This is a genomic window from Kolteria novifilia (genome assembly GCA_007748055.1).
Classification (GTDB): domain Bacteria; phylum Planctomycetota; class Planctomycetia; order Kolteriales; family Kolteriaceae; genus Kolteria; species Kolteria novifilia.
Map to the genome: position 1 here is coordinate 7,012,097 of CP036279.1, position 22,746 is coordinate 7,034,842.

Here is a 22,746-nt window from a genome sequence, read left to right on the forward strand (position 1 = left end):
CTGGACTTTCCTCGCATCCACCGAGTTCCCACAATGACGCTCGATTGAGGGGGCCAGGGATGCTTCAGGGAATCAGCAATCGGTTCTCGAGGTTGGTTGATTGAGCTGAGTCCGAGGAGGCGTCTCCATATGAAACGTATTGGTATTCTCACCGCCGGGGGCGATACGCCCGCGCTGAACGCGACCATTCACGGTGCCGTGACCCGAGCGAGCGAGCTCAACGTCGAAGTCATTGGCTTCATCAAGGGATTCAGTTCCCTCTTCAACCCCGGCGTTCCCCACTGTCACCTCAACCCCCTCTATCGGCCGATTCCCGAACTCGACCCGACCCGCGGTGGAACGATCCTCGGGGCGTCGCGCGACTACGTCGACCACAATGACACCAGAGCTCTCGACATGGTGGTTGATCGGCTCAAACAGACCGGGGTCGAGGGCCTGATCTGCATCGGCGGTGACGGAACGCTCAACGGGATGCAGCCGATCGCCGATCGAATCCCGACCGTGCTGGCTCCCAAGACGATCGACAATGACCTGGGACTCAACTACCGCAACGAACCAGACGAATGGATGCGGATTCCCAACGAAGGCAATGATGGCTATCGCTACGAGAGGGCCAAGTCGCGCCAGGTCTTCCACATGGACCACATGATCAACTACGCGACGCCGGGCTACGCCACGTCCGTCTTCGTCTCCGCGTGGGGTGTCCAGCGGATCCGAACCACCGCCGAGAGCCACCGGCGCATCGCGATCATCGAAGTCATGGGCCGCCACTCGGGCTATCTCGCCCTCGGTTCCGCCTATGGGCAGCCCGACTTCATCCTGCTCCCCGAGTCTCCGCTGAACCTCGATCTGCTCGTCGAAGAAGTCAAACGTGTTTATGACCTGCAGAAACATGTCGTGATCGTCTGTGCCGAAGGGGTCGTCGACGAGAATGGCGATATTCTCGGAGCCGAAAAGAAGGCCCACGACCCCGCGGGCAACGTCGTCCTCACGGGTGGTGCCGAGGCGCTACGCAAACTTCTCATCGACGAGATCGGCGACGACTACTTCGTCCGCAAGCGGCGCTGCGAGTCGGCTCGGGCCGCGATCTTCACTCGTAAGGTTGGACACACCCAACGGGGTGGCCGGCCAATCGTCTTCGACCGCTTTTATGCCTCCCAACTCGGTGGCAAATCGGTCCAGATGCTCCTTGAGGGGCAAAACAACGCGGTCGCGATCCTGCAATGGAACAAGGAGAAGGGCTTCTACGTCGACAGCTTCGCGGGAAATAGCTTCCGCGACCGCTGGGGACTGATTCACGCTCGGGAGATGCATCCCTGTCTTTACGATCCGGAACTGATGCGTGCCAGCCACCACGGCATCGAATACTTGCTGCCTATCTTCAGCAACGCCATCGGCTACGACGATGTCGAGCACATTCGCGACAGTCTCTTCAATCCCGGCAACCTCTATCGCGCCTACCACTCGGTCAACGCCGACATGAGTAAGCGGATTCACTTCCTCGACGCGACATAATCTCGATGGGGCCGACGGCGCCGCCAGCCTTCTGGGACGATTCTCCTCACTGGAGATGTGGCGCCAGCGGTAACCAACAGCGTCAGTCGTCGTGTTCAAGCGAGAGGAGCTAGCCGCGGATGCCTGCGACGGCGGTAATCATCTGGGAAAAGGCCGGCTACCTCGAGGATCGGATCCGGCCCTCGTGCGCGGGCTTACCCGTCGCCCTGATGACGGCGCGAGCTTGGGACGAGGTCGGAATCGCACTTCGCCGCTCTTCCCCTTCCGCCATCTTGGTCGTCGACGCCGAGGAAGTGGGCGCGTCTCTGGAAGAGTTGGCGAGCATCATGGCGCGACGGGAAACCCTCGGCCTGTGGGTCGGCCCACCGCCGAGAGGTGTTCCCTTGGCCGATTTGCTCGGATGCGGCTTCCGGGCCCGCGTGACCAAGGAGTCCACGCCGAGCCTTTGGCCATCGATGTTGAACCGACTGGTCGCCAGTTCACAAGAACGACTCTCCGCTAGCGGAGGGGTGGTGGCGACGCCAAGCGATCAGGGCACTTCCTAGCCATCGCCGTATCCCCTCCGCACGAGGCGCGCGGCGTCGCTACTTCTTCGGTTTGTCCGCCTCCAGACTCAGACGAGCCCCGAGCGCTTTGAGTTCTTTCGCCTGCTTGCCCTTCGCGTCGGGCGTGAGCGGGTTGCCGACCACCGTCACTTGCCACCCGGTAAACATCCCTTCCTTGTCCCGCGTCCGGGTCATCGACACGATCGGTCCAAGATCCTGGATCTTGTTGTTGTCGACGTGCAAGCGGTTCAAGTCGAGGAGCTTGGCCAAGGGGGCGAGGCTTTCGACCCGGTTGCCGGACAGGTTCAGAGACATCAAGTGATCAAGACCACCGATCGGGCCGAGATCGGCGACTTGGTTCCCCGAGAGATCGAGAGACCAGAGGCGTTTCAAGCTCGCCAGCGGGCCGAGATTCTCGATCTTGTTGTCCGCGAGGTAGAGCGAGTTGAGGGCCGTCAACTTCGCGAGCGGGGTCAAGTCGTTCACGTCGTTGCCCGTGATGTCGAGAAACTGTAGCCGCTTGAGCCCTTCGATCGGCTTGAGGTCGGTGACCTTGTTGTTCTCGAGCGTGAGTGACTGGATTCGATCAAGACCCTTGATCGGCGTCAGGTCGCTGACTTCGTTGTTGGCGATGTCAAGCAGCGCGAGACTCTTGCAGTGTTCCAAGCCGGCCAAACTCTTGATCTTGGCTCCCTTGGCGACGATCGTCGAGAGGTTGCGGACATCCTCGGCGACGATCGGCTGCGTGTTGTTTCGCTTGGCAAAGACGTACTTGCGGACGGCGGCCTCGAGGTTCTTGTCCTTGAAAGCGGGCGCCGGCGGCTTGGATTTCGGCTTCTCCTTCTTGGCGACCTTTTTCTCGTCCTTCTTCGCCGGCTCCTTCGGTTTCGCGGTCTTGGGTTTCGCCTTCGCGTCGGCTTTCTTCTTGGCGTCATCCTTCTTCTTGGGAGGTGCCGGTTTCTTCTCCTCCTTCTTGGGCTCGGCCTTCTTCGTGGGCTTGGCCTTCTTGGGAGCCTCGTCCTTCTTGGCGGCCGGCTTTGCGTCAGTCTTTTTCACCTCGGCCTTCGCGGGAGCTTTGTTCTCCGCGCTTGTCGAGGGAGTTTTGTTCTCCGCCTTCTTCTCGTCGGCCCGCGCCGTCGTCACCACGATCACGGCCAAGGTGGCCGTCAACAAGAGTCTCAACATGGTGTCCTCCCGAACCCATTGATGGCGACGGCAAACGCGTCCGCCGTCGTTCACGTTCCTCTCGATTTCCCCGTGTTCGCATCAGTCCGCGACGTCCCTTGCTTCAGGAAACGTCCGATGCGTGAACTACCGAAAGCGAAAGGAACCGTGGAACTCGGCGACGAGCGAAACCGACTACGTGGGAGACAAAAGGAAACTAGGCCCACCACGACGGAGCGACGTCGCGTGTTTCTGCACGGTCCGGCCGAGCGTTCCTCTCGGCGCTTTCGGTAGGTGCCCGTATTGTGCCGAAGAAGAGGCGGGGTCGCAAGCGGGGTCAATCGAGAGGAAGAAAATGATGGGCGAAAAGGTGGGTCAAGAAAGAGCGGCGGCCCAGGACGAAGCCCGGGCCGCGGGGAGACGCTCATCGGGGTAACTTGTCGATTAGTGGCACCAGTCACCGCAGGAGTTGAACTTCAACCACCAGTAACCCTTCTTCCACTTCAGCGTGACGCTACGCCATCCCGAAGGGATCATCGGGTAGGGGTAGGGAGGGCCGATGAACGGCCACGCTCCCGAGGGGTACTGCGTTTGGTACGCCGTCGACGCGAAGTTGTTGTAGGGCGTGTAAGCCGGCCACGAGTACGGCGGCATGACCGGGGCATCGCTGTAGGGCACCACGCCACCGGGGAAGCCCTGCACCGGCATCGGATCGGCGACGACACCGTCGGTAACAACACCTTCCATGACCGGAGCGGCGGCATCGACCTCGACGGGCATCGCTCCGGGAACGACATCCTCGTAGCCGACGGGAACGACCTGGTCACGACCCGAGACGCGGACGCGATCGGCGACCGCGACCACTCCCGGATGCTGACGGGCCATGCCCATCAGCGCGGCCCGTTGGGCCTCGTTGGCGACTTGGCCGGTCAGCGTCACGACTCCACCCTCGGTCGCGATATCAAGATCGTAGCCGCTCAAGCGACCACTGGACTTGATCACCTGGGCCAACTCGTCGGCCAGTTGTTGATTCTCTTCTGACCCCGCGAAGACCGAACCGGTCAAGGCTGGTACCAGGAGGGCCGCCATTACCCATCCAAAGTTGCGCATTCTTCTGGTCTCCTTCCAGCCAACGAGGAAGCCCCCCGCGGCCTCACGTCGCGGTCGCGGCTCCTAGGAGACCGCGCCGTCTACTTCCATGATGATCACGACCAAACCGTTGCACCTGCGCGGCGGATGGTCAACTAACTCGACGCATCGCCTCGGGAAAAAATTCGCCCACCACGACCGGTTCTCCCGGTTGAAGCAGATGCAGGCCCCAAATGACGCCAGCCACTCCTGTTTCCGGCGATCGTTCGCCCTCGCGGCGGTCGGAGAAAACGAGGTTGATCGGTGATTGACGAAAGCCGGCGCCCTGGACCGATCGGGCGCCACCCCGTAGTCAAATAGGTTACGATTCGATTGGTTGGCGATGCCCCGCGCCGCCCAGACGCGACTCTTCGCGCGTCACCGGACATCAGCACTCATGGAGGGACTCGATGCGAACGATTCGCCCACTCTCCCCCGACGTGGTGAGTAAGATCGCCGCGGGGGAAGTCATCGAACGCCCCGGCAGCGCCGTCAAGGAACTGCTCGAGAACTCCCTTGATGCCGGCGCCGGCTCGATCATCGTCGATGTCGCCGAGGGGGGACGTGACCTCGTTCGCATCGTCGATGACGGACATGGGATTCCCCGCGAGGAGCTTCCACTGGCCGTCGCGGCCCATGCGACTAGCAAACTGATCGGCGCGGATGACCTTTTTCGCATTCGTAGCTTCGGATTTCGTGGCGAAGCGCTCAACGCCATCGCCGGAGTCAGCGACTTCACCATTCGCAGTCGGCCGGAGGAACAAGAGGTCGGCGCGCTGCTCGAGGTCCATCATGGGCACCCCGACGATGTCCGCGACACCGCTTGCCCGCGCGGCACCCAAATCGAAATCCGCAACCTCTTCGCGAGCGTTCCCGTCCGCCGCAAGTTCCTCAAGAGCAAGCAGACCGAGTTCGGCCATGTCGCCGAGGCGATGATCCGGACCGCGTTGGCCAACCCCGATGTCGGCTTTCGCTTGGTTCACAACGAGCGAGTCGTTCATGATCGCCCCAGAACCGCCTCGCTCCGGGAGACGATTGGCGTCTTCTTCGGGGATCGCCTCGCGGACAAGCTCGTCCCGATCGACGCGGAGCGTGACGGCATTCGATTGCACGGCTTTGTCGGCGACCCTTCGCTCGATAGGCCGAATTCGCGCGGCCAGTACCTCTTCGTCAACCGGCGGTATATTCGCGATCGCTCCCTGAGCCACGCCATCAGCGAGGCCTTTCGCGGCTTGCTGATGACCGGTCGCTACCCGGTCGCGTTTCTCTTCTTCGAGATGCCCTCGGATCAGGTCGACGTCAACGTTCACCCGACGAAGATCGAAGTTCGTTTCGAGAATCCGCATCAGATGTACAGCCATCTCCTGGCGTCGATCCGCAACGAGTTTCTCTCCTCCGACTTGACAGCGACCCTGCGGGCGCCGGCTCCAAAGAGCGAGGCACCCGCAACGAGCGAATCGTCCGCCGCCACGAGCACCGACGGCTCCGCGGAGGCTCGTCGCTCACTCAACCGCGAGTTCTCGCTGAGTTCCGCTCCCGCCAACTCCCCTTCCCTTTGGGATGCTCCAGCGACACCGACCGAGTCCTCTCCTCCGCGTGAATCGGCGACGCCGTCGCCCGTCGCCCGACGGACCGCCCCCCCTGCTCCGTCGCGTTCGGAGCCATCGACTTGGGAACCACCCACAACGCGCGAACCACTCAACCCGGAGAATGGCCAATCGGCGGCCGCCGATGCCGACGAGCCCTCGATAGCCGACTCGAGTCTTCCCGCCGAGCCTCAGCCGACCGTGGAGACCTTCCACGCGCCGCAAGGGGATGATCGTCCCCGGCACCGAGCGCTACAGATCCACAACTCGTACATCATCGCGGAAACCGATGACGGCATGCTGTTGATCGATCAACACGCGCTGCACGAACGCATGCTCTACGAGGAGTTTCGCCGCCGAGTCGCCGAACAAGCGGTCGAGACCCAGGAACTGCTCGTTCCCGAGCCGATCGATGTCACGCCGACGCAACTGGGGCTGCTCCTGGAACAGCGCGCGGTCCTTCAGCGATTGGGCTTGCGCATCGACGAGTTCGGCGAACGCTGTGTTCTGGTGCAATCGGTTCCGACGCTGCTATCGCGGGCCAAGCTCGAGGAACTCGTTCGAGAGATCGCCCATCGCCTCGAGGAGACGGGGCGCGTTCCGTCGCGAGATGAATTGCTTGAGGATCTCTTGCACTTGGCGGCCTGCAAGGCGGCGGTCAAGGCGGGCGATCCCCTCACCGACGAGGAGATCCAGCAATTGATGCGGCGCCGGCATCTTGTGGACGACAGCCATCACTGTCCGCACGGTCGTCCCACCATGCTTCGATTCTCGCTCCAAGAGCTTGAGAAACAGTTCAAACGGATCTAAACCAGTCCATCAAGACAACAAATCGCCCTCCCCGCCCTCCTCTTCACGCAGCCACTTGCGCGGAACTGGGCCACGTTTCTCCCGGTTGCCCTATAACGATCCCGAGAGATCCCCCTCGATCGGCACAGGGCCGGAGGGTGCTCCAAGGACGATTGCAGGAGTCTGGTTCGTTGGGCGACATTTGTGTCTCGGTCGCGGAGAAGAGTCGCGAGGCGCTCCTCGAGCAGCTACGCCGACTTCCCGAACGTGGAGCGGGCTGCCTGGAAGTTCGGTTCGACTACCTCGAGGAACCGACCGATTTGGCGGAGATCCTCGACCAGCGCACGTGCCCACTCATCGCGACGGCACGTCGACCGGAAGACGGCGGTCGCTGGAATCGACCGGAAGCGGAACGGCGAAAACTCCTTCGCGATGCCTGCCGCGCGGGGTTCGACTACGTCGACCTCGAAGAGGACATCGCCCACCACATCCCGCGCGAAGGCGACGCCAAGCGGCTCATCAGCTATCACGACATGCTTGGGATGCCCGACAATCTCCCCACCCTCGCCCATCAACTCGAAGCGGGTGACGCTGACGTCCTCAAGATCGCCGTGATGCCCCAGCGAGTTGCCGACACCTTCCGGCTTCTACGTTGGGCGACGTCGAGAAAGGTTCCCGCGCTGGTGATCGCGATGGGGGATTTGGGGGTCGCGTCTCGCATCCTCAACGCGAAAGTCGGCTCTCCGTTCACGTTCGCCGCGGCCGATGTCGCGTCGGTCGTCGCTCCAGGCATGCTCACCCTCGCGGAACTTCGCGACGTCTACCACTACCCGTCGATCGGGGCCGACACGCGCGTCTTCGGCGTGATCGGTGACCCTATTGCCCAAAGCCTGAGCCCCAAGGTCCACAACGCCGCCTTCGCCGCCGACGGACAGGACACGGTCTACGTTCCCTTCCGCGTTCCCGAAGAAGAACTCGACGAGTTCATGGCCGAGGCGACCGCGTTCGGGATCGAGGGCCTCAGCGTGACGATCCCCCACAAGCAGAGGCTCTTGCGTCACGGAGACGTGCGTGACCCGCTGGTCTCCGCCGCCCACTCCTCGAACACGTGGGTCCACGCGGAAGGGCGTCGAGCCCTCTTCAACACCGATGGCCCCGCCGTACTCCACGCGCTCGAACAGCTTCGCGGAACGACGGTGCTCGAGAACGTCACCGCCCTGATTCTGGGCGCGGGGGGAGTGTCGCGAACCATCGCGGTCGTTCTTGGTGACGCCGGCGCGCAAGTGGTCCTCGCCAATCGCACCCGAGAGCGGGCCGAGGCTCTCGCGAAGGAAGTAGGCGTCGACGCGGTAGACTGGGAAGAGCGTGGCGCGGTCGCGTGCGATCTCCTCGTTAACGCGACCAAAGTCGGCATGGTGCCAAAGATCGACGAAACACCCTTCCCCGAGGCGTCGCTGCGCGAGGGGATGGTCGTCTTCGACACCGTCTACAATCCCGAACGCACGAAGCTGATCGAATCGGCCGCCGCGCGGGGTTGCCAAGTCGTCACCGGCGCCGAGATGTTCGTTCACCAAGCCGAGGCCCAGTACCGACTCTTCACTGGCCGAGCCCCCAAGCGAGGGTTGATGCTCGAGGTCGTCCGGCAAGCCTTCGCCACCAACAAGTAACCGCAACCGAGATTCGCACGGCATGAATATCTATCTGGTCGGCTTTCGAGGAACGGGCAAGAGCACGATCGCCCGGGAACTCGCTTCTCGATTCGGCGCTCCCTGGTTGGCGCTCGACTTGGACGAGTTACTCGAGGAGGCGGTGGGCAAGAGCATCGCGACAATGTTCGAAGAGATCGGCGAAGCGGGGTTTCGCGACCAGGAGGAAGAAACGCTCCGTCGCGTCTCGGCGTTCGACCATGTGATCGCGGGTACCGGGGGGGGCGTCGTCCTGCGACAAGCCAATCGCGACATTCTCAAGCGGGGCTGGGTGGTCTGGCTGACCGCCGACGCGGAGACCATTCACCGTCGCGTTCAGCGCGATCCCACGACGGCTGACCGCCGTCCCAACCTGACCACCAATGGGGGTATCGGGGAGATCCGCGAATTGCTCGCGGCGCGCGACCCACTCTACCGCGACGTCGCCAACCTCGTGGTCGCCAACGATCAGGAAGGTAGCATCGACGCGGTGGTGACGACGATCCTCACGGCCTGGACCGAATGGACGGGTTCCGAGTCGCCTCGGGAGCCGTCGTGATGGGGCCTTCCTGGGAAAGCGTCTTTTGGATCGCGCTGCTCGGGCTGGTCGTCGGCCATCTCGTCGAACGCGCGATCGTCCGGCTGGCACTCGGCAAGAGCCTCATCTGGCCGATCGGGCGTTATTGCCCACGCTGCTATCAACCACTCCCCGCGATCATGGGCATTCCCCTCCTGGGTTACTTCTGGCGACTTGGCCGCTGCCATCAGTGTGATACCAGGCAGTCGCTTCGGCGCGTGGGCATTCCGCTCCTGACGGCGAGTCTCTTTCTCGGGCTCCTTTGGCTCTACTTCGGTCCGGCGGGCAAGACACCCTTTCCTTCCAATCCCTGGTACTACGACCGCGCCAAGCTGTGGCTCCTCTTCTCCTATCACGCGATCCTGATCTCGATGTTGATCCTCGCGACCTTCACCGATCTCGATTGGATGATCATTCCCGACTCGATCACGGTGCCGGGGATGCTACTGGGAATCGGCCTGGGAACCTTCGGAGGCGTGGAACTCCACCCGGTGCTGGCGTGGAGTCCTCCGCCCCATGCGGCCGAACTCTTTTCGGCGCGTTCGTGGGCCGACTGGATGGGAACCGAGCCCGGGGGTGTCCCTCGCTACGAGGCGACACGAGTCGTGCTTGAGAGCTATTGGGTAGCGCACTGGCCGATCTACTTCGGCTTGCTCAATTCCATCCTCGGCTTCCTCGCGGGAGGAGGCGTCGTCTGGATCATTCGCGCCCTTTGTAGTTGGGTCTTCGGCAAGGAGGCGATGGGCTTCGGCGACGTCACCTTGATGGCGATGGTCGGAAGCTTCGTCGGATGGCAGACGGTCATCATCGCGTTCTTTCTCGCGCCGGTCTCGGCGCTGGTGGTCGGCGTACTCGGCTTTCTTCTGGGTGGACGACTGGAGCTTCCCTTTGGTCCCCACTTGAGCCTCGCGACGGTCTTTTGCCTCTTCTTCTGGAAACCGATCTGGCGGCGCGCGTTTCCGCTTTTTAGCTCCGAGTTTTCGTTACTATTGATTGTCGGCGTGGGCATGCTGGTCTTGCTCGTGATCGTCGCGGGAGCCCTGCAATGGACGAAACGTCTGTGGAATCGTCTTCGTCGCTCGTAGGGCAACCGTCGGACGAGGCGGCGTCCCCCAGTGAGACCGATGAGATCCGTTCGCTCACATGGGGCTACGGAGCGGTCTGCCTGGTATCGGTCGCGCTGATGGTCCTGCTGCTCCAGGGTCGCTACGACTTCGGCTCCTCCGCGCCCGTGTCGCTCTTGATCCTCGCGATCGTCGCGGTCACCGGAATCGTCCTGCGAACCTCGCTCGCGCCGCCGGTGCTGATCCTGATCCTCACGCTGATTCTCTTCGAGTCCATGGATCATCCTCTACGCATCGTGCGACTCAAGCAGGGCATCGACCTCGAGGACGTCTTGCTCGTCGCCTGCTTCGTCGGCTATTTGGCGGGTCACTATCGCTATTGTTCGTTGCCTAGAGAGTCATCGCCTTCCACGGCTGCGGAAGTCCCGAAGCCCAAGCCGCGGTGGGAAGAGTCCCCTTGGTGGACGACGCTCCGGCCGCTCGGGATCCTGCTCGCGTTTCTGCCACTCTGGCCGCTGGGTGCCGCCCTGCTTTGGCGACTGATTCCCTCGGAGCGTGGTCTGGCGGTGGGACTCGGCATCCCCTCGCCTCTCGCCAGTCTCCTGGCATGGGTCTGGACCCTGGCGTTTCTGGTCGTCGCCTGTCGCGTCGGTTGGTACGTCGCTCGGCGCGATCGCCAACCGGCCGACGTCTCGCGTATGTTCCTGCTGGAGACCGTCTGGCGGGAGATGCGGCGTGACATGAACACGGCGGCCCGTTACCTCGGCCGCCACCGCCGAAAACGAAAGCGATAACAAGTCACGGGCTCGCGTTCGCGGAATCGCCAACCTCGGGCTTGAGTGTCGGATCGTCCCAACGCCGGCGTGGCTCCGCGAGCCAGGCCTTCAGTTCCCCTTCCATGCGTGCGACTCGCTCGGGTTGTTCATGAAGGAGGTTCTTGGTCTCCCCCGGATCGGACTCCAAGTCGAAGAGTTCCGTCGCCTTGCCCTCGCGAGCGAGCATCTTCCACCGCCCGTCGCGAACGACCTCCGTCGAGTAGGGCTTGGGCTTCTGCATGAACCGTTGGATGCGTGGATAGAGATCCATCTGCCAGAAGACCGTTCCCCGCTGAAGATCGCGCCCTTCGGTCATCATCGGCAGCAGATTAACGCCGTCGAAGTGTACGTTCTTCGGAAGCGCGACACCGGCCGCCGCGCACATCGTCGGCAAGATATCGGTCGCATGAGCGAGGGTGTCGCATGCGGTGCCAGCCGGAATATGGTCCGGCCAGGTCGCGATCATCGGCACGCGAATCCCGCCCTCGTGCAGGTCGGTCTTGCCCGCCTTCCACCGTCCGGGGTTCCCCTGCCACGCCGGCCCATTGTCCGACGTGAAGAGGATGAAGGTGTTGTCGTCGATGCCAAGTTCCTTCAGTTTGGCCACGATTTGGCCAACCTTCTCATCCATGTGCGACATCATCGATCGGAAGAGAAGCTGGTCCCCATCGGCGGTCTCCTCGTAGCGTTCCAAGTGGGGACTCGGGGCCGGTTCGTACGGCGTGTGAGGGACGAGAAACCACAAGTTGATGAAGAAGGGCCGCTTCTCGCGGTGGAACTGCTCGATGTACGCGATCGCTTCGTCGCCGTTGATGTCGGTGTAGTGGCGGTCGTCCTTCGGGGCGTTGTCGTCATCGCGAACGAGATGCTGACCTCCCTTACGATAGGTCGTCTTACTCTTTCCCAGGGGAACGCGAACCGGCGGATCCTCGAGCTGCGTCAAGTAGTGCTCGAACCCATGCTGCTGAGGTCCGGGGATACTTTGGGCTCGATCGTCGAGGTGTTTCTGATGAAGCCCCCCAAGATGCCACTTGCCGACATGAGCCGTCGCGTAGCCCGCCGATCGGAGCAATCGAGGAAGCGTTACCGTCCCACGGGGAAGATGGCTCTCGTCGTCGGGAAAGTGCCGCCGGATGTCGAACCGCAGCGGGTATCGTCCCGTCAGCACCGCGGCGCGAGTCGGGGTGCAGACCGCCGAAGCGGCGTAATATTGAGTGAACCGCATTCCGGTTGAGGCGAGGGCGTCGATGTTCGGGGTCTTGACCGCGGTACCTCCGAACGAGGAGAGATCGGCATACCCCATGTCGTCGGCCATGATCAGAATGAGATTTGGACGATCCGCCGCGTGGAGGGGCGAGCCTCCGCCATGCCAGAGGACGACACCAACAAGGACAGCGAACATCGGACGGAACATGCGAGTCATACCTTGCGTTGGAAGAAGGCGGGGTGCGTGGCCATTGCGGCGACGCGAGAATTTCGGGACAACGCGGAAACGACGTCCTTCTCACAGTATTGAGAAGCGGGGAACGGAAAACAACCTGGTCTGGACCAAGGTCGCGGATTGGCTATGAGAGGCGACGGACCTTCCTCCACCGGTCGCGCGGCGGCGACAGGAGAAAGTTTCGTTCATCCAAGGTCAGCCCCCCAAGACTTCGGGGGCCACTGACTGTTTGCCGACCGGCGCGAACAGGGTGCGGACATGTCGGCCCAACGCTGGCGTTTGTGAGAGAAATAGGGAGCCAATCGTTGCACGCGACGGCGATGCTAAGACTAGACGACCAGGATCTCTTCATCGGGCCACGCCCCCTGGTGATGGGAATCGTTAACGTCACGCCTGACAGTTTCTCGGACGGCGGAGAGTTCCTTGATGCCGATCGCGCCGTCGCCCACGCGAAACAACTGGCGGCCGACGGTGCCGATTGGCTTGACCTGGGAGGCGAGTCGACACGCCCGGGTGCCGAGCCCGTCGACGCCGAGGAAGAGTTACGGCGCGTGATCCCCGTCATCGAGAAACTGACCGAAGAAGTCACGGTCCCGATCTCGATCGACACCTACAAGCCGGACGTCGCCCGGCTGGCCCTCAACGCGGGTGCTACGATCATCAACGACGTCACCGGATTCCGGGATCCACGCATGATCGAGGTCGCCGCCGAGAGCTCCGCGGCCTGCGTCGTGATGCACATGCGTGGCACGCCGAAGACGATGAACGACCTGGCAACGTATGATGATGTGGTCGGGGAGTTGATCGGGTACTTCGAGCAGCGCATGCGACAGCTTGAGGAGGGTGGCGTCGCTCGCGAGCGGGTGGTGCTCGATCCAGGGATCGGCTTCGCCAAACGGCGGGCGCACAACCTGACACTGATGAAGGAGCTGCGGACCTTCGATCGCTTCGGCCGACCGATCCTCTTGGGAGCGTCGCGCAAGCGAATCATCGGCGAGATCACCGGGCGTGGCGAGCGAGACCGCCTCGCCGGCTCGATCACGACGGCGGTTTGCGGCTACCTCCACGGAGCCCAGATCCTCCGGGTTCACGACGTCGCGGCAATTCGCGACGCCCTCGACATCGCCTTGGCGATCGAGGAAAATGAGTCGTGAGTGCCGAACAAGGGCCTTTCCTTCGGATGCCACGGGCCCCTCTCCGGTCAACAGACACAATTGGAGGGTTTGCGGCACACCCAGTGCTGGCGTTTGACCGAACACCAACGAGCCGTGGGCTCCCAGAGGCGAAACAGAGAAAGATAAGGCGGACCGCGATTCCCGCCGAGAAAGAGACGATAATGGCAACGACGGAAATGGCGATCGACACGTACTGTCACGAAATGGCTGAAGCGGCCAAGGAGGCCTCGCGGGTTCTGCCGACCCTTCCCGGCGAAGCTCGCAACAGGGCACTGAGCCACTTTTCGCGGCTACTGCGGGAGGAGGCGCCAAGCGTGATGGAGGCGAACCAGAAGGATCTGGAAGCCGCCCCCTCCTTCGGTCTAACCGGCGCGCAGGTCGATCGACTTCGCCTGACACCGCAGCGTCTCGGCTCGATGGCCGACGCGGTGGACGAGATCATCATGCTCGCTGACCCGGTCGGTCGAGTGATCGATTCCTCCGTCCGTCCCAATGGCCTCAACGTGATGAAGGTTCGCGTCCCCTTGGGCGTCGTCTTCTTCATCTACGAGAGCCGTCCGAACGTGACGGCGGACGCCGCCGCGCTCTGCCTGAAGAGCGGCAACGCCGTGATCCTGCGTGGAGGGAAAGAGGCGCGGCATAGCAACATCGCGGTGGCCGGCCTCATCCAGAAGGCCTTGGCCGCCGAGGGCTTGCCGAACTCCGCGGTGCAGATGGTTGGCATCACCGATCGCGAGGCGGTCGGCGAGTTCCTCCGCCTCAACGACTTCATCGATGTCGCCATCCCCAGAGGCGGCGCGGCGCTCATCCGCCGGGTCGCCGACGAGGCGACGATGCCCGTGATCAAACATTTCCAGGGAATTTGCCACGTCTACGTCGACGCGTCCGCCGACAAGGACAAGGCTGTCGAAATCGTCGAAAACTCGAAGTGTCACCGTCCCGGCGTCTGCAACGCGGCCGAAACGCTACTCGTCCACGAACATGCGGCTGGGAACCTGCTTCCCGCGATCGGGGAGCGGTTACTCGCGCGGGGCGTCGAACTTCGCGGATGTCCCCGAACTTGTGAGTTGATCGCGGCGGCGACGCCCGCCACGGAGGAGGACTTCGACACGGAGTACCTCGAGCTGATCCTCTCCGTTCGAGTCGTTCCCGACATTCAGGCGGCGATGGACCACATCGCCAAGCATGGCTCCGGACACACCGAGACGATCGTGACCGAGAAACTCGCGGCCGCTCAACAGTTCACCACCGCCGTCGATTCCTCCGCGGTATTCGTCAACGCGAGCACGCGTTTCAATGACGGAGGCCAGTTCGGACTCGGGGCGGAGATCGGCATCAGCACGGACAAGTTCCACGCTCGCGGCCCGTGTGGGCTCAACGAGTTGACCAGCTACAAGTATGTCGCCTTCGGCAACGGCCAGATTCGCACCTAGCGACTCTTGGTCCGTCGGCGAGACAATCGAACTCGGCCATGACCGATAGGAGAACGTCCGAGAATGGGTGATGTTCTTAGTCAGGAAGAAGTCGAGCAGCTTCTCGCCCAAGTCAACATGGCGGGAGGAGCGGCTGCCGCCGCGAGTCTGGGGAGCGAGGCCTTCGCCCTGCCCGCGGGGGGCATGTCGGCCTCGAGCGATGTTCTTCCTCCCGACATCACGCTCTACGACTTCAAACGACCCGAGCGCGTCGGCAAGGAGCACATGCGAGCGCTCCAGTCGATCCACGAAGGTTTCAGCCGCAATCTGAGCGCCTCCCTCTCGGGCTATCTTCGAACGATTGTCGACGTCAAGCTCGTCAGTGTCGATCAATTGACCTACAGCGAGTTCATCTTCAGTCTCGAGAACCCGACCTGCTTCAACGTGCTCAAGTGCGAACCGCTCGAGGGGCGGATGGTCCTCGAGATCAATCCTTCGATCGTCTTTCCGATCATCGATCGCTTGCTTGGAGGTGGTCGCGGCGACGTCCTCGTTCCGCGCCGGGCGCTCACCGATATCGAACAGCGCCTGGTCGGACGAATCACCGCGAAGGCGACCGACGGCTTGCAGCAGGTCTGGGAAAATATCATCCCGATCGACTTCCATGTCGATCAGATCGAGTCGAACCCGCAACTCGTCTACATCGTTCCCCCGAACGAAGTCATCGTCTTGGTCAGCTTCGAACTGACGATCGGCGAGATTCGCGGAATGATGAACCTCTGCATCCCCTTCAACGTCATCGAACCGGTAATCGGCAAGCTCTCCTCGAACACGTGGTTTACCTACGGTCGTAAACGCGGCACCAAACGCGACGAAGTGGTCCACCAACTCGCCAACGCTCCGATCGATCTGGTCGCGTTCGTTGGCGAGACGACAATGACCGCCGAACAGCTCGCGGACCTACAAGTCGGCGATCTACTTCCGATCGACAAGGTCCAGTCGAGCCCCTTCCTCGTCACCATCGCCGGCCAACCGAAGTTCCGCGCGCGTCCGTTCACCCTCAAGGGACGCAAAGTCGTTCGCATTGAGGAGCGTGCCGAACCGAATGCCCGTATCAACGGCTGACTCCTCGATTGCCCGGAGTACGAAAGCCCAGTTGCCTCGCGGAGGCGCAACATCATGGTTGCCTTCTTTGACACGATCGGCCGGTTCTCCGAATTCGCGGGACAGGTCCTTTGGGCGCTGCCGGGCCTGGCGCGCCGCCCCGCCCTCGTCGCCAGACAGTTGGTTCACGTCATCGCGGGCACGGCCGGCTTGATCGCCTTCGTGGGAGCCTCGCTCGGCTTGGTGACGTGGATGCACTTGGCAACCATCTTGGGTCAGTTCGATAGCGAAGCCCTTCTTCCCTCGCTCCTGATGCTCGCGGTGGTCGTCGAGGTGGGGCCCGCGCTCGTCGGCGTGATCGCCGCGGGCCGACTTGGCTCGGGTCTGGCCGCGGAGCTTGCCGCGATGCAAACGGGGGAACAGGTCGACGCTCTTCGCTGCCTGGGCTTCGATCCGATCAAACGCCTCGTGGCCCCCCGAGTGGCGGCGTGCCTGATCGCCCTGCCCCTGTTCACGATCCTGATCGACTACGCCGCGCTCTTGGGAAGTTACTTCGCCGAGGCTTCGAGCGGTCGGCTCACCTGGAGTCAGTACGCCCACGCGTCGCTCGATTTGCTTGGCCCGATCGAGGCGATCTTGGCGGTCGCGAAGACGGCCGTCTTTGGGCTCTTCGTCGGCTGGATTGGCTGCTGGCTCGGACTGAACGCCGAGCGCAGCACCACCGCGATTGGCCAGGCCGCGACTCGGGCGGTCGTTTGGTCGACCCTCGCCGTCCTGGCCGGCAACGTCGTGCTCGTACGCTTGATTCAATGGATCTCCGGCAACATCCCCTGAGTGGTCGACGTCCCCCTTCTCCCTGGGCACTCCACATCCCCGTCATGCCGTCCGCTCGCCCCGCGACCGGTCGCGGAGTCGCTTCTCGCGATGGCTCGCTCTCCCGCGATTCGTTACACCCGGAAAGACAGGCTCATGCGGGGCTTGCGAGCCGACGTCGCTTCATTGACAACCCCGCGTTGCTCCCTAAAGATGAGCGTATTGAATGGGCCGACGAGATAGCATCGCCGTTTGCTGACCAACCGATGCCCGCCCCGACGTCCCATTCGCCGGGATCGTCGTCATCACGAATCGAAACCGACTACGATTGACGGGACGGGAACGGAACGCCAACGGTCCGGCAACCTTCGACAACGACCGGAACCAATGGCTCGACCAGGCCCACTTCGCACGAGGAAGCAACCATGACTCAGATCGCACAGGCCCGCGCGGGCGTCATCACCCCGGAAATGGAGTTCGTCGCCGAGCGCGAGCACGTCGATCCTGAAACAATCCGCTCCGAAGTCGCCCGTGGCCGCCTGGTCATCCCCGCCAACAAGGTTCACCTCAAGGAAAAGCTTGAGCCGATGGCGATCGGCGTCGCCGCTCGTTGCAAGATCAACGCGAACATCGGCAACTCCGCGGTCACCAGCAAGATCGACGACGAACTCGAAAAGCTCCACACCGCCGTCAAGTACGGTGCGGACACCGTCATGGATCTCTCGACCGGTGGCAATATCGACGCCATCCGAGCGGAGATCATCAAGGAGAGCACGGTTCCGATCGGAACCGTGCCGATCTATCAGGCGATCGAGAACGTCAAGCGCCCCGAGGACCTCACGGCGCAGATGCTCCTCGACATGATCGAGCACCAGGCGCAACAAGGGGTCGACTACATGACCCTCCACGCCGGTGTCCGCTGGGAATTCCTCCCACTGACGAAGCACCGCATCACCGGCATCGTCTCGCGCGGCGGCTCCCTGATGGCGCAGTGGATGATGTTCCACCAGAAAGAGAACCCGCTCTACACCCACTTCGACCAAGTCTGCGAGATCATGCGTGCCTACGACGTCACCTTCAGCCTCGGCGACGGACTTCGTCCCGGCTGCTTGGCCGACGCCAGCGATGAGGCCCAGTTCGCCGAACTCAAAACCTTGGGCGAATTGACCAAGAAAGCGTGGGAGCACGACTGCCAGGTCATGATTGAAGGCCCCGGACACGTGCCGATGGACCAGATCAAGATGAACGTCGAGAAGGAAATGCAGGAGTGCCACGAGGCACCCTTCTATGTCCTCGGCCCGCTGGTGACGGATATCGCCCCCGGCTACGATCACATCACCAGCGCGATCGGCGCCGCCCTCGCGGGCTGGGCTGGCGCGTCGATGCTCTGCTACGTCACTCCCAAGGAACACCTTGGGTTGCCCAACGCCCAGGACGTCCGCGATGGGGTGATCGCCTACAAGATCGCCGCTCATGCCGCCGACATCGCCCGGCACCGTCCCCATGCTCGCGATCGCGACGACGAGTTGAGCAAGGCTCGCTACGAGTTTGACTGGAAGCGTCAGTTCGAGCTCTCGCTCGATCCCGACAAGGCCCGCGAATTCCACGACGAAACGCTGCCGCAGGACTCCTTTAAAACCGCGCCTTTCTGCTCGATGTGCGGACCGAAGTTCTGCTCGATGCGCATCAGCGAGGACATCCGCAACATGGAATCGCCCGTCGTCGCGCAACTCGAGCTTCCCAACGCGGAAGCGAAAGAATCGTCGACCGCCGACCTACCCTCCTAACCGGCACGGACGTCGATCATCTTGGCCTCATCGCCGGTCGTTGCGAGCGGGCCCCAGGGGGGACGGGGCTATTTCTCCACAGGGCCCATTTGTTCCCGAACGCGCTGCTCGAGGTGATCGAGCACTTCGTCCAACGTGAGGTCGCTCGAATCGACGATCTCGGCATCCTCGGCGGGACGTAGCGGAGCGAGGCTACGCTCGCGATCCTCTTGATCCCGGGTTCGCTGCTGATCGCGAAGCGCGGTCAGCGACACGACGTGCCCTGACTCACCGAGTTCCACTTGGCGCCGTTCGGCCCGAACCGCTTCATCCGCGGTCAGGAAAAATTTGCAAGGGGCCTCGGGAAAGACCACCGTTCCTTGGTCGCGTCCCTCCGTCACCAAACGACGTCCCACGGCGAAGCGCCGTTGAGCCTCGACCATGAATTGCCGGACCTTGGCGCTGTCGGCGAACTCCTTGACGCGCGAGGTGATGGCCGGCTCGCGGATCGCCAACGAGACGTCTTCGCCGTTGAGCAACACGTGGGGGGATTCGAGCACCAGGTCCATCTCGGTCAGCACGCCATCAAGGGCGGTTTCGTCGCGAGCGTCAATCCCTCGGCGCAGGCAAGCGAGGGTGACCGCCCGATACATCGCACCGGTATCGAGGTGATCGAACCCCAGTCGCGAAGCGAGCTGTCGCGCCGCCGTGCTCTTCCCGGCTCCGGCCGGTCCATCGATCGTCACAATCAACGTCGTTTGCTCCCAAGACGCATCGACGAGTCCATCGAGTTCCATCAAGTGCTCGTGGTGAGAGTGGTTGTCGCGCCTCGATCGACTCCCGCGACGCCCCGAAGCCATGGTCCGGGAGGTCGCGGCTTCGGCGAAACAACCTTGACCTTATCCCAATCCGTTCAAGGATAATGGCTGGCCGACGGGAAGAAAAGATCTCGGGACCGATGGTAGCGGCCAGCGAGAATAGTTCGCCCATGGGCGAAGAAAGCGGAGCCAATGAAGGCTTGGGCAGAAATCGTGAAGCACTCGGTCGTCGGGATCGGCTGCATCGGCATCGGCATCTACTTGATCGCGCTGGAACTAGGGGGAGGGTCTTCCGAACCGATGCTCCAGAACGGTTTGATCAAAGGTGGAGTGATCATCGTCGCGGGCGTCGTCCTCGCAACAATCGGACTGAGACTTCGTCATCCCCGCGATTGAACGCCGCGCCGACGCCGTGAGAACGCGCCCCAAGAAAAGGAAAAGGGTCTCCACATTTGATGGGAAGACCCTCAACGGCGAGGCACCGGCAAAACAGGGGAACGTCGACACGAGGGTAGGGGACGATTGTCCCTTCCGCGTGCCGGCCCCTTGCGCGGATGAACGCGCTTAGATCAACTTCGCCGAGCAATAGCGACGCGCCGAGCGCAGCTCACTGGCCAAGGAGCGATCACCTAACGCTTCCGCCTCCGCGACCAGACGATCCAGTTGCGTTTCGATCGCCTCGTAAGATCCCGCCCGATCGTCTCCAAGGGGACGTCCGCGACGAGCGACAGCGGGCGTGGCGCTCACTGGCGACGCTTTGGCCGATGCCTTTTTCTTCTTCCGGCGTCCCCGGCCACGTGCCAACCCGAGCTTGCTCTTCATCTGATAGACGAGAGTCGGATTGAGCTCATCCTTGTTGCCGTCGGTGTTCCAAGCAGCCTGGACATCCTTGACGCTCGCGTCCGGTTTCTTCTTGAGAAAGTCTCTCGCAAACGCGGACTTGTTGGGCCCACCGGTCTTCTTTCCGGCCAACGTTCTTCTCCTTGAGATCTATACATTACCAGACAAACGATCTTATGATCTTTCTCGAATGCTTCAACATGAGTATTGCACGCGAGACCTGCATAGACATAGGGCCCACCGAAGACCGACCTTCGAATCGATGGTGCTCATTCCTAACGGTGACAGCACTCCAAGTTCGTCAATTCAACCACGCCACCGCCACGGCGGGAACGACGCGGCAACCGAACTGATAGTTGGCATGCCCGATGCCAATCTCGTTGATATGAACACGATCCTAGCCGTCCGTTGATTCAAGCGGGCAAGGCGAGAACGTTCAATGTTGGACAATATTAAGGAGGAAACACACAGGCGAACCCGTAAATTCGTCGAGGTTTTTCAACACCGAGATTGGCCAAACGGGCCGTTCGCAGCCCGCATCGAATAGATCAATGGGCTGCTAGGCATCCACGTGCCGACTCACCACCCGGCCGTCGACATCATGAACTATTTTCGCCTCTCTTAAACAAGCGAGAGAGCGGCATAGCACCGAGGTGGTTCCCTGGAGCCGTTTGCGACGTGTATTGAAGGGAAGCTCAGCCCAATGAATGAGGAGGACATGGACATGGGACTACTGAGTATTCTCGACACGGAGACTGCGCGAGCAAGCCTACCACGGCTGACATTGGGCGATCAAACGGCCGCTAGCGGCGTTCTCATCGTCGTCGCAAGGAAAATGCGCTATTCCAGCATGCGGGATGCGACTTTCGAGCTATGGTTCGCTGGATGATATCACTTGGTCCTGCCGATGGACCAAACGAGTCTTAGACTCGACGATGAAAACACCCTCCCACGTTCACCCACCCCCCTTGTGTCAGGTAGGCCGTTGAACGACTCGAAGGTGGTGACGGGCATTTTTTCGACCAACACTCCAAGCCAAGAACCTCGACAAACCTTCGGAGTCGCCCGAGGGTATATCTCCTTGATGTTCGACGAAACCCTTCGTTCAGGCGTCAACAGGCTTAACAGCCCGTTGATCTATTCGATGCCGGCTACGAACGGCCCTCTTGACCAATCTCGGCGTCAAAAAACTCGACGAATCTACAGATTCGTCTCCGTTTCTTCTCCTTGATCTTGGCCAACATGGCTCGTTCTCGCTTTGGCCCGCTTAAATCAACGGACTGTAATGTCACAATTCCGCAGGATAGCGTGTTTTCTCGTTTTGATTCACTACGTCGGCTTCAGGAAGAATGTTCGTGGGAGAATTCGATCGGGCAGGGAAGCGAAGGTGAACACCTGGAGTTGCACATGCCCCTCATCTCACTCGATCCTGAATTCATGGCCTCACCTCGAGAGTTCACCACACGCCAACAGCTCATGGTGTACCTGAGTGTACCAAGACGATTGAGTCCTACTATGTGGTTCGTGTGAACAGTACGCCATTTATTGAATCGACCTGATGCCAAATTGCCTGTTCGTACAGAAAGCCGGGGGGGGCGTTATCCACAACGAAGCCCACTGGCCACAACACGAACACTCACCCTCTAGTGCAACCACTGGTCTCTTTTATGAACAACGTTCCGGCCCCTTCCACGTCGGCGATTCGCATGACCTCCATCGCCTCAAGGAACGCTTGTGTCACGGCCGGACTCGGCGTCTCCCTCTACTGGCGATGTGGTGCTGAGGATTGAACGACTCAAGACTGGCTTCGAGTGTCCCCACCATTGACCGTTGACTTGACGCGATCCGTCACGAGGATGAACGCTTGGTCATTGGTGCAAGCGGCTCTCAGAGGACTTGAAATGGGCGCACGGACGGTCATGATCTTTCTCTTCGAGGACGTGGAAGTACTCGACTTCTGCGGTCCATTCGAGGTCTTCTCCGTCGCCAACGAACTCGCTCCGACCGACGTCTTTCGAGTCGTGACGGTGGCGGCGCAATTGCGTCCGGTTCGCGCCCGCAATGGATTGAGCGTCAATCCCGACCTCGATATCGCTGGCTGTCCCGTGCCGGATCTGCTCATCATTCCCGGAGGGAAGGGGACTCGACCACTCGTCAACCAACCCGCGACGATTGAATGGATTCGTCGCATGTCGCAGAGCGCCGAACGGATGGCGTCGGTTTGCACCGGAGCCCTGTTGCTTGGCAAGGCGGGCCTGCTCGATGGGCTGACCGTGACGACCCATCATCGCGCGCTCGATCTGCTTCGCGAGATCGCTCCAAGTTCGACCGCCGTCGCCGATCGCCGCTTTGTCGACAACGGACGGATCATCACTTCAGGAGGGATCGCCGCGGGGATCGACATGTCGCTTTACTTGGTCGAGTCGCTGGAAGGCCTCGAATTGGCGAAGCGAACGGCAGAGCACATGGAGTACCCCTATCGACCCGCCACGCCTTCGACGTCATGACA

Annotated in this window: 19 protein-coding genes; 14 read left to right on the top strand and 5 right to left on the bottom strand. The window is 61.8% G+C overall.

Annotation, left to right across the window (positions count from 1 at the left end):
* Positions 1-129: 129 nt before the first annotated feature.
* Positions 130-1,515, top strand: a complete 1,386-nt coding sequence (locus tag Pan216_RS25710) for a 6-phosphofructokinase (protein WP_145262738.1) — start codon at positions 130-132, stop codon at positions 1,513-1,515.
* Positions 1,516-1,634: 119 nt separating this feature from the next.
* Complete coding sequence (locus Pan216_RS25715) at positions 1,635-2,060, top strand: hypothetical protein (RefSeq protein ID WP_145262740.1); 426 nt, start codon at positions 1,635-1,637, stop codon at positions 2,058-2,060.
* Between the two features lie 39 nt (positions 2,061-2,099).
* Here the strand turns inward: Pan216_RS25715 and Pan216_RS25720 are convergent, their stop codons facing one another.
* Complete coding sequence (locus Pan216_RS25720; protein ID WP_145262742.1) at positions 2,100-3,245, bottom strand: leucine-rich repeat domain-containing protein; 1,146 nt, start codon at positions 3,243-3,245, stop codon at positions 2,100-2,102.
* 423 nt (positions 3,246-3,668) lie between these two features.
* On the bottom strand, positions 3,669-4,334 hold the full coding sequence (locus Pan216_RS25725) for a BON domain-containing protein (RefSeq protein ID WP_145262744.1): 666 nt from the start codon (positions 4,332-4,334) through the stop codon (positions 3,669-3,671).
* A gap of 428 nt (positions 4,335-4,762) precedes the next feature.
* Between Pan216_RS25725 and mutL the strand changes: the two genes are divergently transcribed.
* From mutL to Pan216_RS25750, 5 genes are all read left to right on the top strand, one after another.
* Entirely contained in the window at positions 4,763-6,748 is a 1,986-nt protein-coding gene (gene mutL, locus Pan216_RS25730; protein WP_145262746.1) for a DNA mismatch repair endonuclease MutL, read from the top strand.
* 170 nt (positions 6,749-6,918) lie between these two features.
* The gene (gene aroE, locus Pan216_RS25735) at positions 6,919-8,394 is read left to right on the top strand and encodes a shikimate dehydrogenase (RefSeq protein ID WP_145262748.1); all 1,476 of its coding nucleotides are present in this window, start codon (positions 6,919-6,921) and stop codon (positions 8,392-8,394) included.
* A gap of 22 nt (positions 8,395-8,416) precedes the next feature.
* Positions 8,417-8,971, top strand: a complete 555-nt coding sequence (locus tag Pan216_RS25740) for a shikimate kinase (protein ID WP_145262750.1) — start codon at positions 8,417-8,419, stop codon at positions 8,969-8,971.
* Positions 8,971-10,074: a prepilin peptidase gene (locus tag Pan216_RS25745; protein WP_419193002.1), complete on the top strand. Its 1,104-nt coding sequence runs from the start codon at positions 8,971-8,973 to the stop codon at positions 10,072-10,074. The genes Pan216_RS25740 and Pan216_RS25745 overlap by 1 nt, the downstream gene beginning before the upstream one ends.
* Positions 10,035-10,847, top strand: coding sequence for a hypothetical protein (locus tag Pan216_RS25750; RefSeq protein WP_145262754.1), 813 nt, complete (start codon positions 10,035-10,037; stop codon positions 10,845-10,847). The genes Pan216_RS25745 and Pan216_RS25750 overlap by 40 nt, the downstream gene beginning before the upstream one ends.
* A 4-nt stretch (positions 10,848-10,851) precedes the next feature.
* On the opposite strand, the gene Pan216_RS25755 is transcribed toward Pan216_RS25750, so the two are convergent.
* Positions 10,852-12,282, bottom strand: a complete 1,431-nt coding sequence (locus Pan216_RS25755; protein ID WP_419193003.1) for a sulfatase-like hydrolase/transferase — start codon at positions 12,280-12,282, stop codon at positions 10,852-10,854.
* 332 nt (positions 12,283-12,614) lie between these two features.
* Between Pan216_RS25755 and folP the strand changes: the two genes are divergently transcribed.
* The 5 genes from folP (at position 12,615) to thiC (ending at position 18,600) form a co-directional block, all read left to right on the top strand.
* Positions 12,615-13,463 (top strand): dihydropteroate synthase, encoded by an 849-nt coding sequence (folP, locus tag Pan216_RS25760; RefSeq protein ID WP_419193004.1) that lies wholly within the window; start codon positions 12,615-12,617, stop codon positions 13,461-13,463.
* 158 nt (positions 13,464-13,621) lie between these two features.
* Entirely contained in the window at positions 13,622-14,917 is a 1,296-nt protein-coding gene (locus tag Pan216_RS25765) for a glutamate-5-semialdehyde dehydrogenase (RefSeq protein WP_419193698.1), read from the top strand.
* A gap of 63 nt (positions 14,918-14,980) precedes the next feature.
* On the top strand, positions 14,981-16,021 hold the full coding sequence (fliM, locus tag Pan216_RS25770) for a flagellar motor switch protein FliM (protein WP_145262757.1): 1,041 nt from the start codon (positions 14,981-14,983) through the stop codon (positions 16,019-16,021).
* A 54-nt stretch (positions 16,022-16,075) separates the two neighbouring features.
* Positions 16,076-16,834 (top strand): MlaE family ABC transporter permease, encoded by a 759-nt coding sequence (locus tag Pan216_RS25775; RefSeq protein ID WP_145262759.1) that lies wholly within the window; start codon positions 16,076-16,078, stop codon positions 16,832-16,834.
* Between the two features lie 404 nt (positions 16,835-17,238).
* Entirely contained in the window at positions 17,239-18,600 is a 1,362-nt protein-coding gene (gene thiC, locus Pan216_RS25780; RefSeq protein ID WP_145262761.1) for a phosphomethylpyrimidine synthase ThiC, read from the top strand.
* 68 nt (positions 18,601-18,668) lie between these two features.
* On the opposite strand, the gene cmk is transcribed toward thiC, so the two are convergent.
* Positions 18,669-19,376 (bottom strand): (d)CMP kinase, encoded by a 708-nt coding sequence (cmk, locus tag Pan216_RS25785; protein WP_419193005.1) that lies wholly within the window; start codon positions 19,374-19,376, stop codon positions 18,669-18,671.
* A gap of 213 nt (positions 19,377-19,589) precedes the next feature.
* Between cmk and Pan216_RS25790 the strand changes: the two genes are divergently transcribed.
* A complete protein-coding gene (locus Pan216_RS25790) occupies positions 19,590-19,793 on the top strand; it encodes a hypothetical protein (protein ID WP_145262763.1) in 204 nt (67 codons plus the stop codon).
* 168 nt (positions 19,794-19,961) lie between these two features.
* On the opposite strand, the gene Pan216_RS25795 is transcribed toward Pan216_RS25790, so the two are convergent.
* Positions 19,962-20,369, bottom strand: coding sequence for a hypothetical protein (locus Pan216_RS25795; RefSeq protein ID WP_145262765.1), 408 nt, complete (start codon positions 20,367-20,369; stop codon positions 19,962-19,964).
* A gap of 1,769 nt (positions 20,370-22,138) precedes the next feature.
* Between Pan216_RS25795 and Pan216_RS25800 the strand changes: the two genes are divergently transcribed.
* Positions 22,139-22,744: a DJ-1/PfpI family protein gene (locus Pan216_RS25800; protein WP_145262767.1), complete on the top strand. Its 606-nt coding sequence runs from the start codon at positions 22,139-22,141 to the stop codon at positions 22,742-22,744.
* Positions 22,745-22,746 lie beyond the last annotated feature (2 nt).

Bases quoted from the DNA above. Each gene is read 5' to 3' on its own strand.
- Pan216_RS25725 (WP_145262744.1), bottom strand. From the start codon at position 4,334: ATGCGCAACTTTGGATGGGTAATGGCGGCCCTCCTGGTACCAGCCTTG.
- Pan216_RS25740 (WP_145262750.1), top strand. From the start codon at position 8,417: ATGAATATCTATCTGGTCGGCTTTCGAGGAACGGGCAAGAGCACGATC.
- thiC (WP_145262761.1), top strand. From the start codon at position 17,239: ATGACTCAGATCGCACAGGCCCGCGCGGGCGTCATCACCCCGGAAATG.
- Pan216_RS25720 (WP_145262742.1), bottom strand. From the start codon at position 3,245: ATGTTGAGACTCTTGTTGACGGCCACCTTGGCCGTGATCGTGGTGACG.
- Pan216_RS25715 (WP_145262740.1), top strand. From the start codon at position 1,635: ATGCCTGCGACGGCGGTAATCATCTGGGAAAAGGCCGGCTACCTCGAG.
- fliM (WP_145262757.1), top strand. From the start codon at position 14,981: ATGGGTGATGTTCTTAGTCAGGAAGAAGTCGAGCAGCTTCTCGCCCAA.
- Pan216_RS25800 (WP_145262767.1), top strand. From the start codon at position 22,139: ATGGGCGCACGGACGGTCATGATCTTTCTCTTCGAGGACGTGGAAGTA.
- Pan216_RS25790 (WP_145262763.1), top strand. From the start codon at position 19,590: ATGAAGGCTTGGGCAGAAATCGTGAAGCACTCGGTCGTCGGGATCGGC.
- Pan216_RS25745 (WP_419193002.1), top strand. From the start codon at position 8,971: ATGGGGCCTTCCTGGGAAAGCGTCTTTTGGATCGCGCTGCTCGGGCTG.
- Pan216_RS25775 (WP_145262759.1), top strand. From the start codon at position 16,076: ATGGTTGCCTTCTTTGACACGATCGGCCGGTTCTCCGAATTCGCGGGA.
- Pan216_RS25710 (WP_145262738.1), top strand. From the start codon at position 130: ATGAAACGTATTGGTATTCTCACCGCCGGGGGCGATACGCCCGCGCTG.
- Pan216_RS25755 (WP_419193003.1), bottom strand. From the start codon at position 12,282: ATGTTCCGTCCGATGTTCGCTGTCCTTGTTGGTGTCGTCCTCTGGCAT.
- Pan216_RS25750 (WP_145262754.1), top strand. From the start codon at position 10,035: ATGGACGAAACGTCTGTGGAATCGTCTTCGTCGCTCGTAGGGCAACCG.
- mutL (WP_145262746.1), top strand. From the start codon at position 4,763: ATGCGAACGATTCGCCCACTCTCCCCCGACGTGGTGAGTAAGATCGCC.
- cmk (WP_419193005.1), bottom strand. From the start codon at position 19,376: ATGGAACTCGATGGACTCGTCGATGCGTCTTGGGAGCAAACGACGTTG.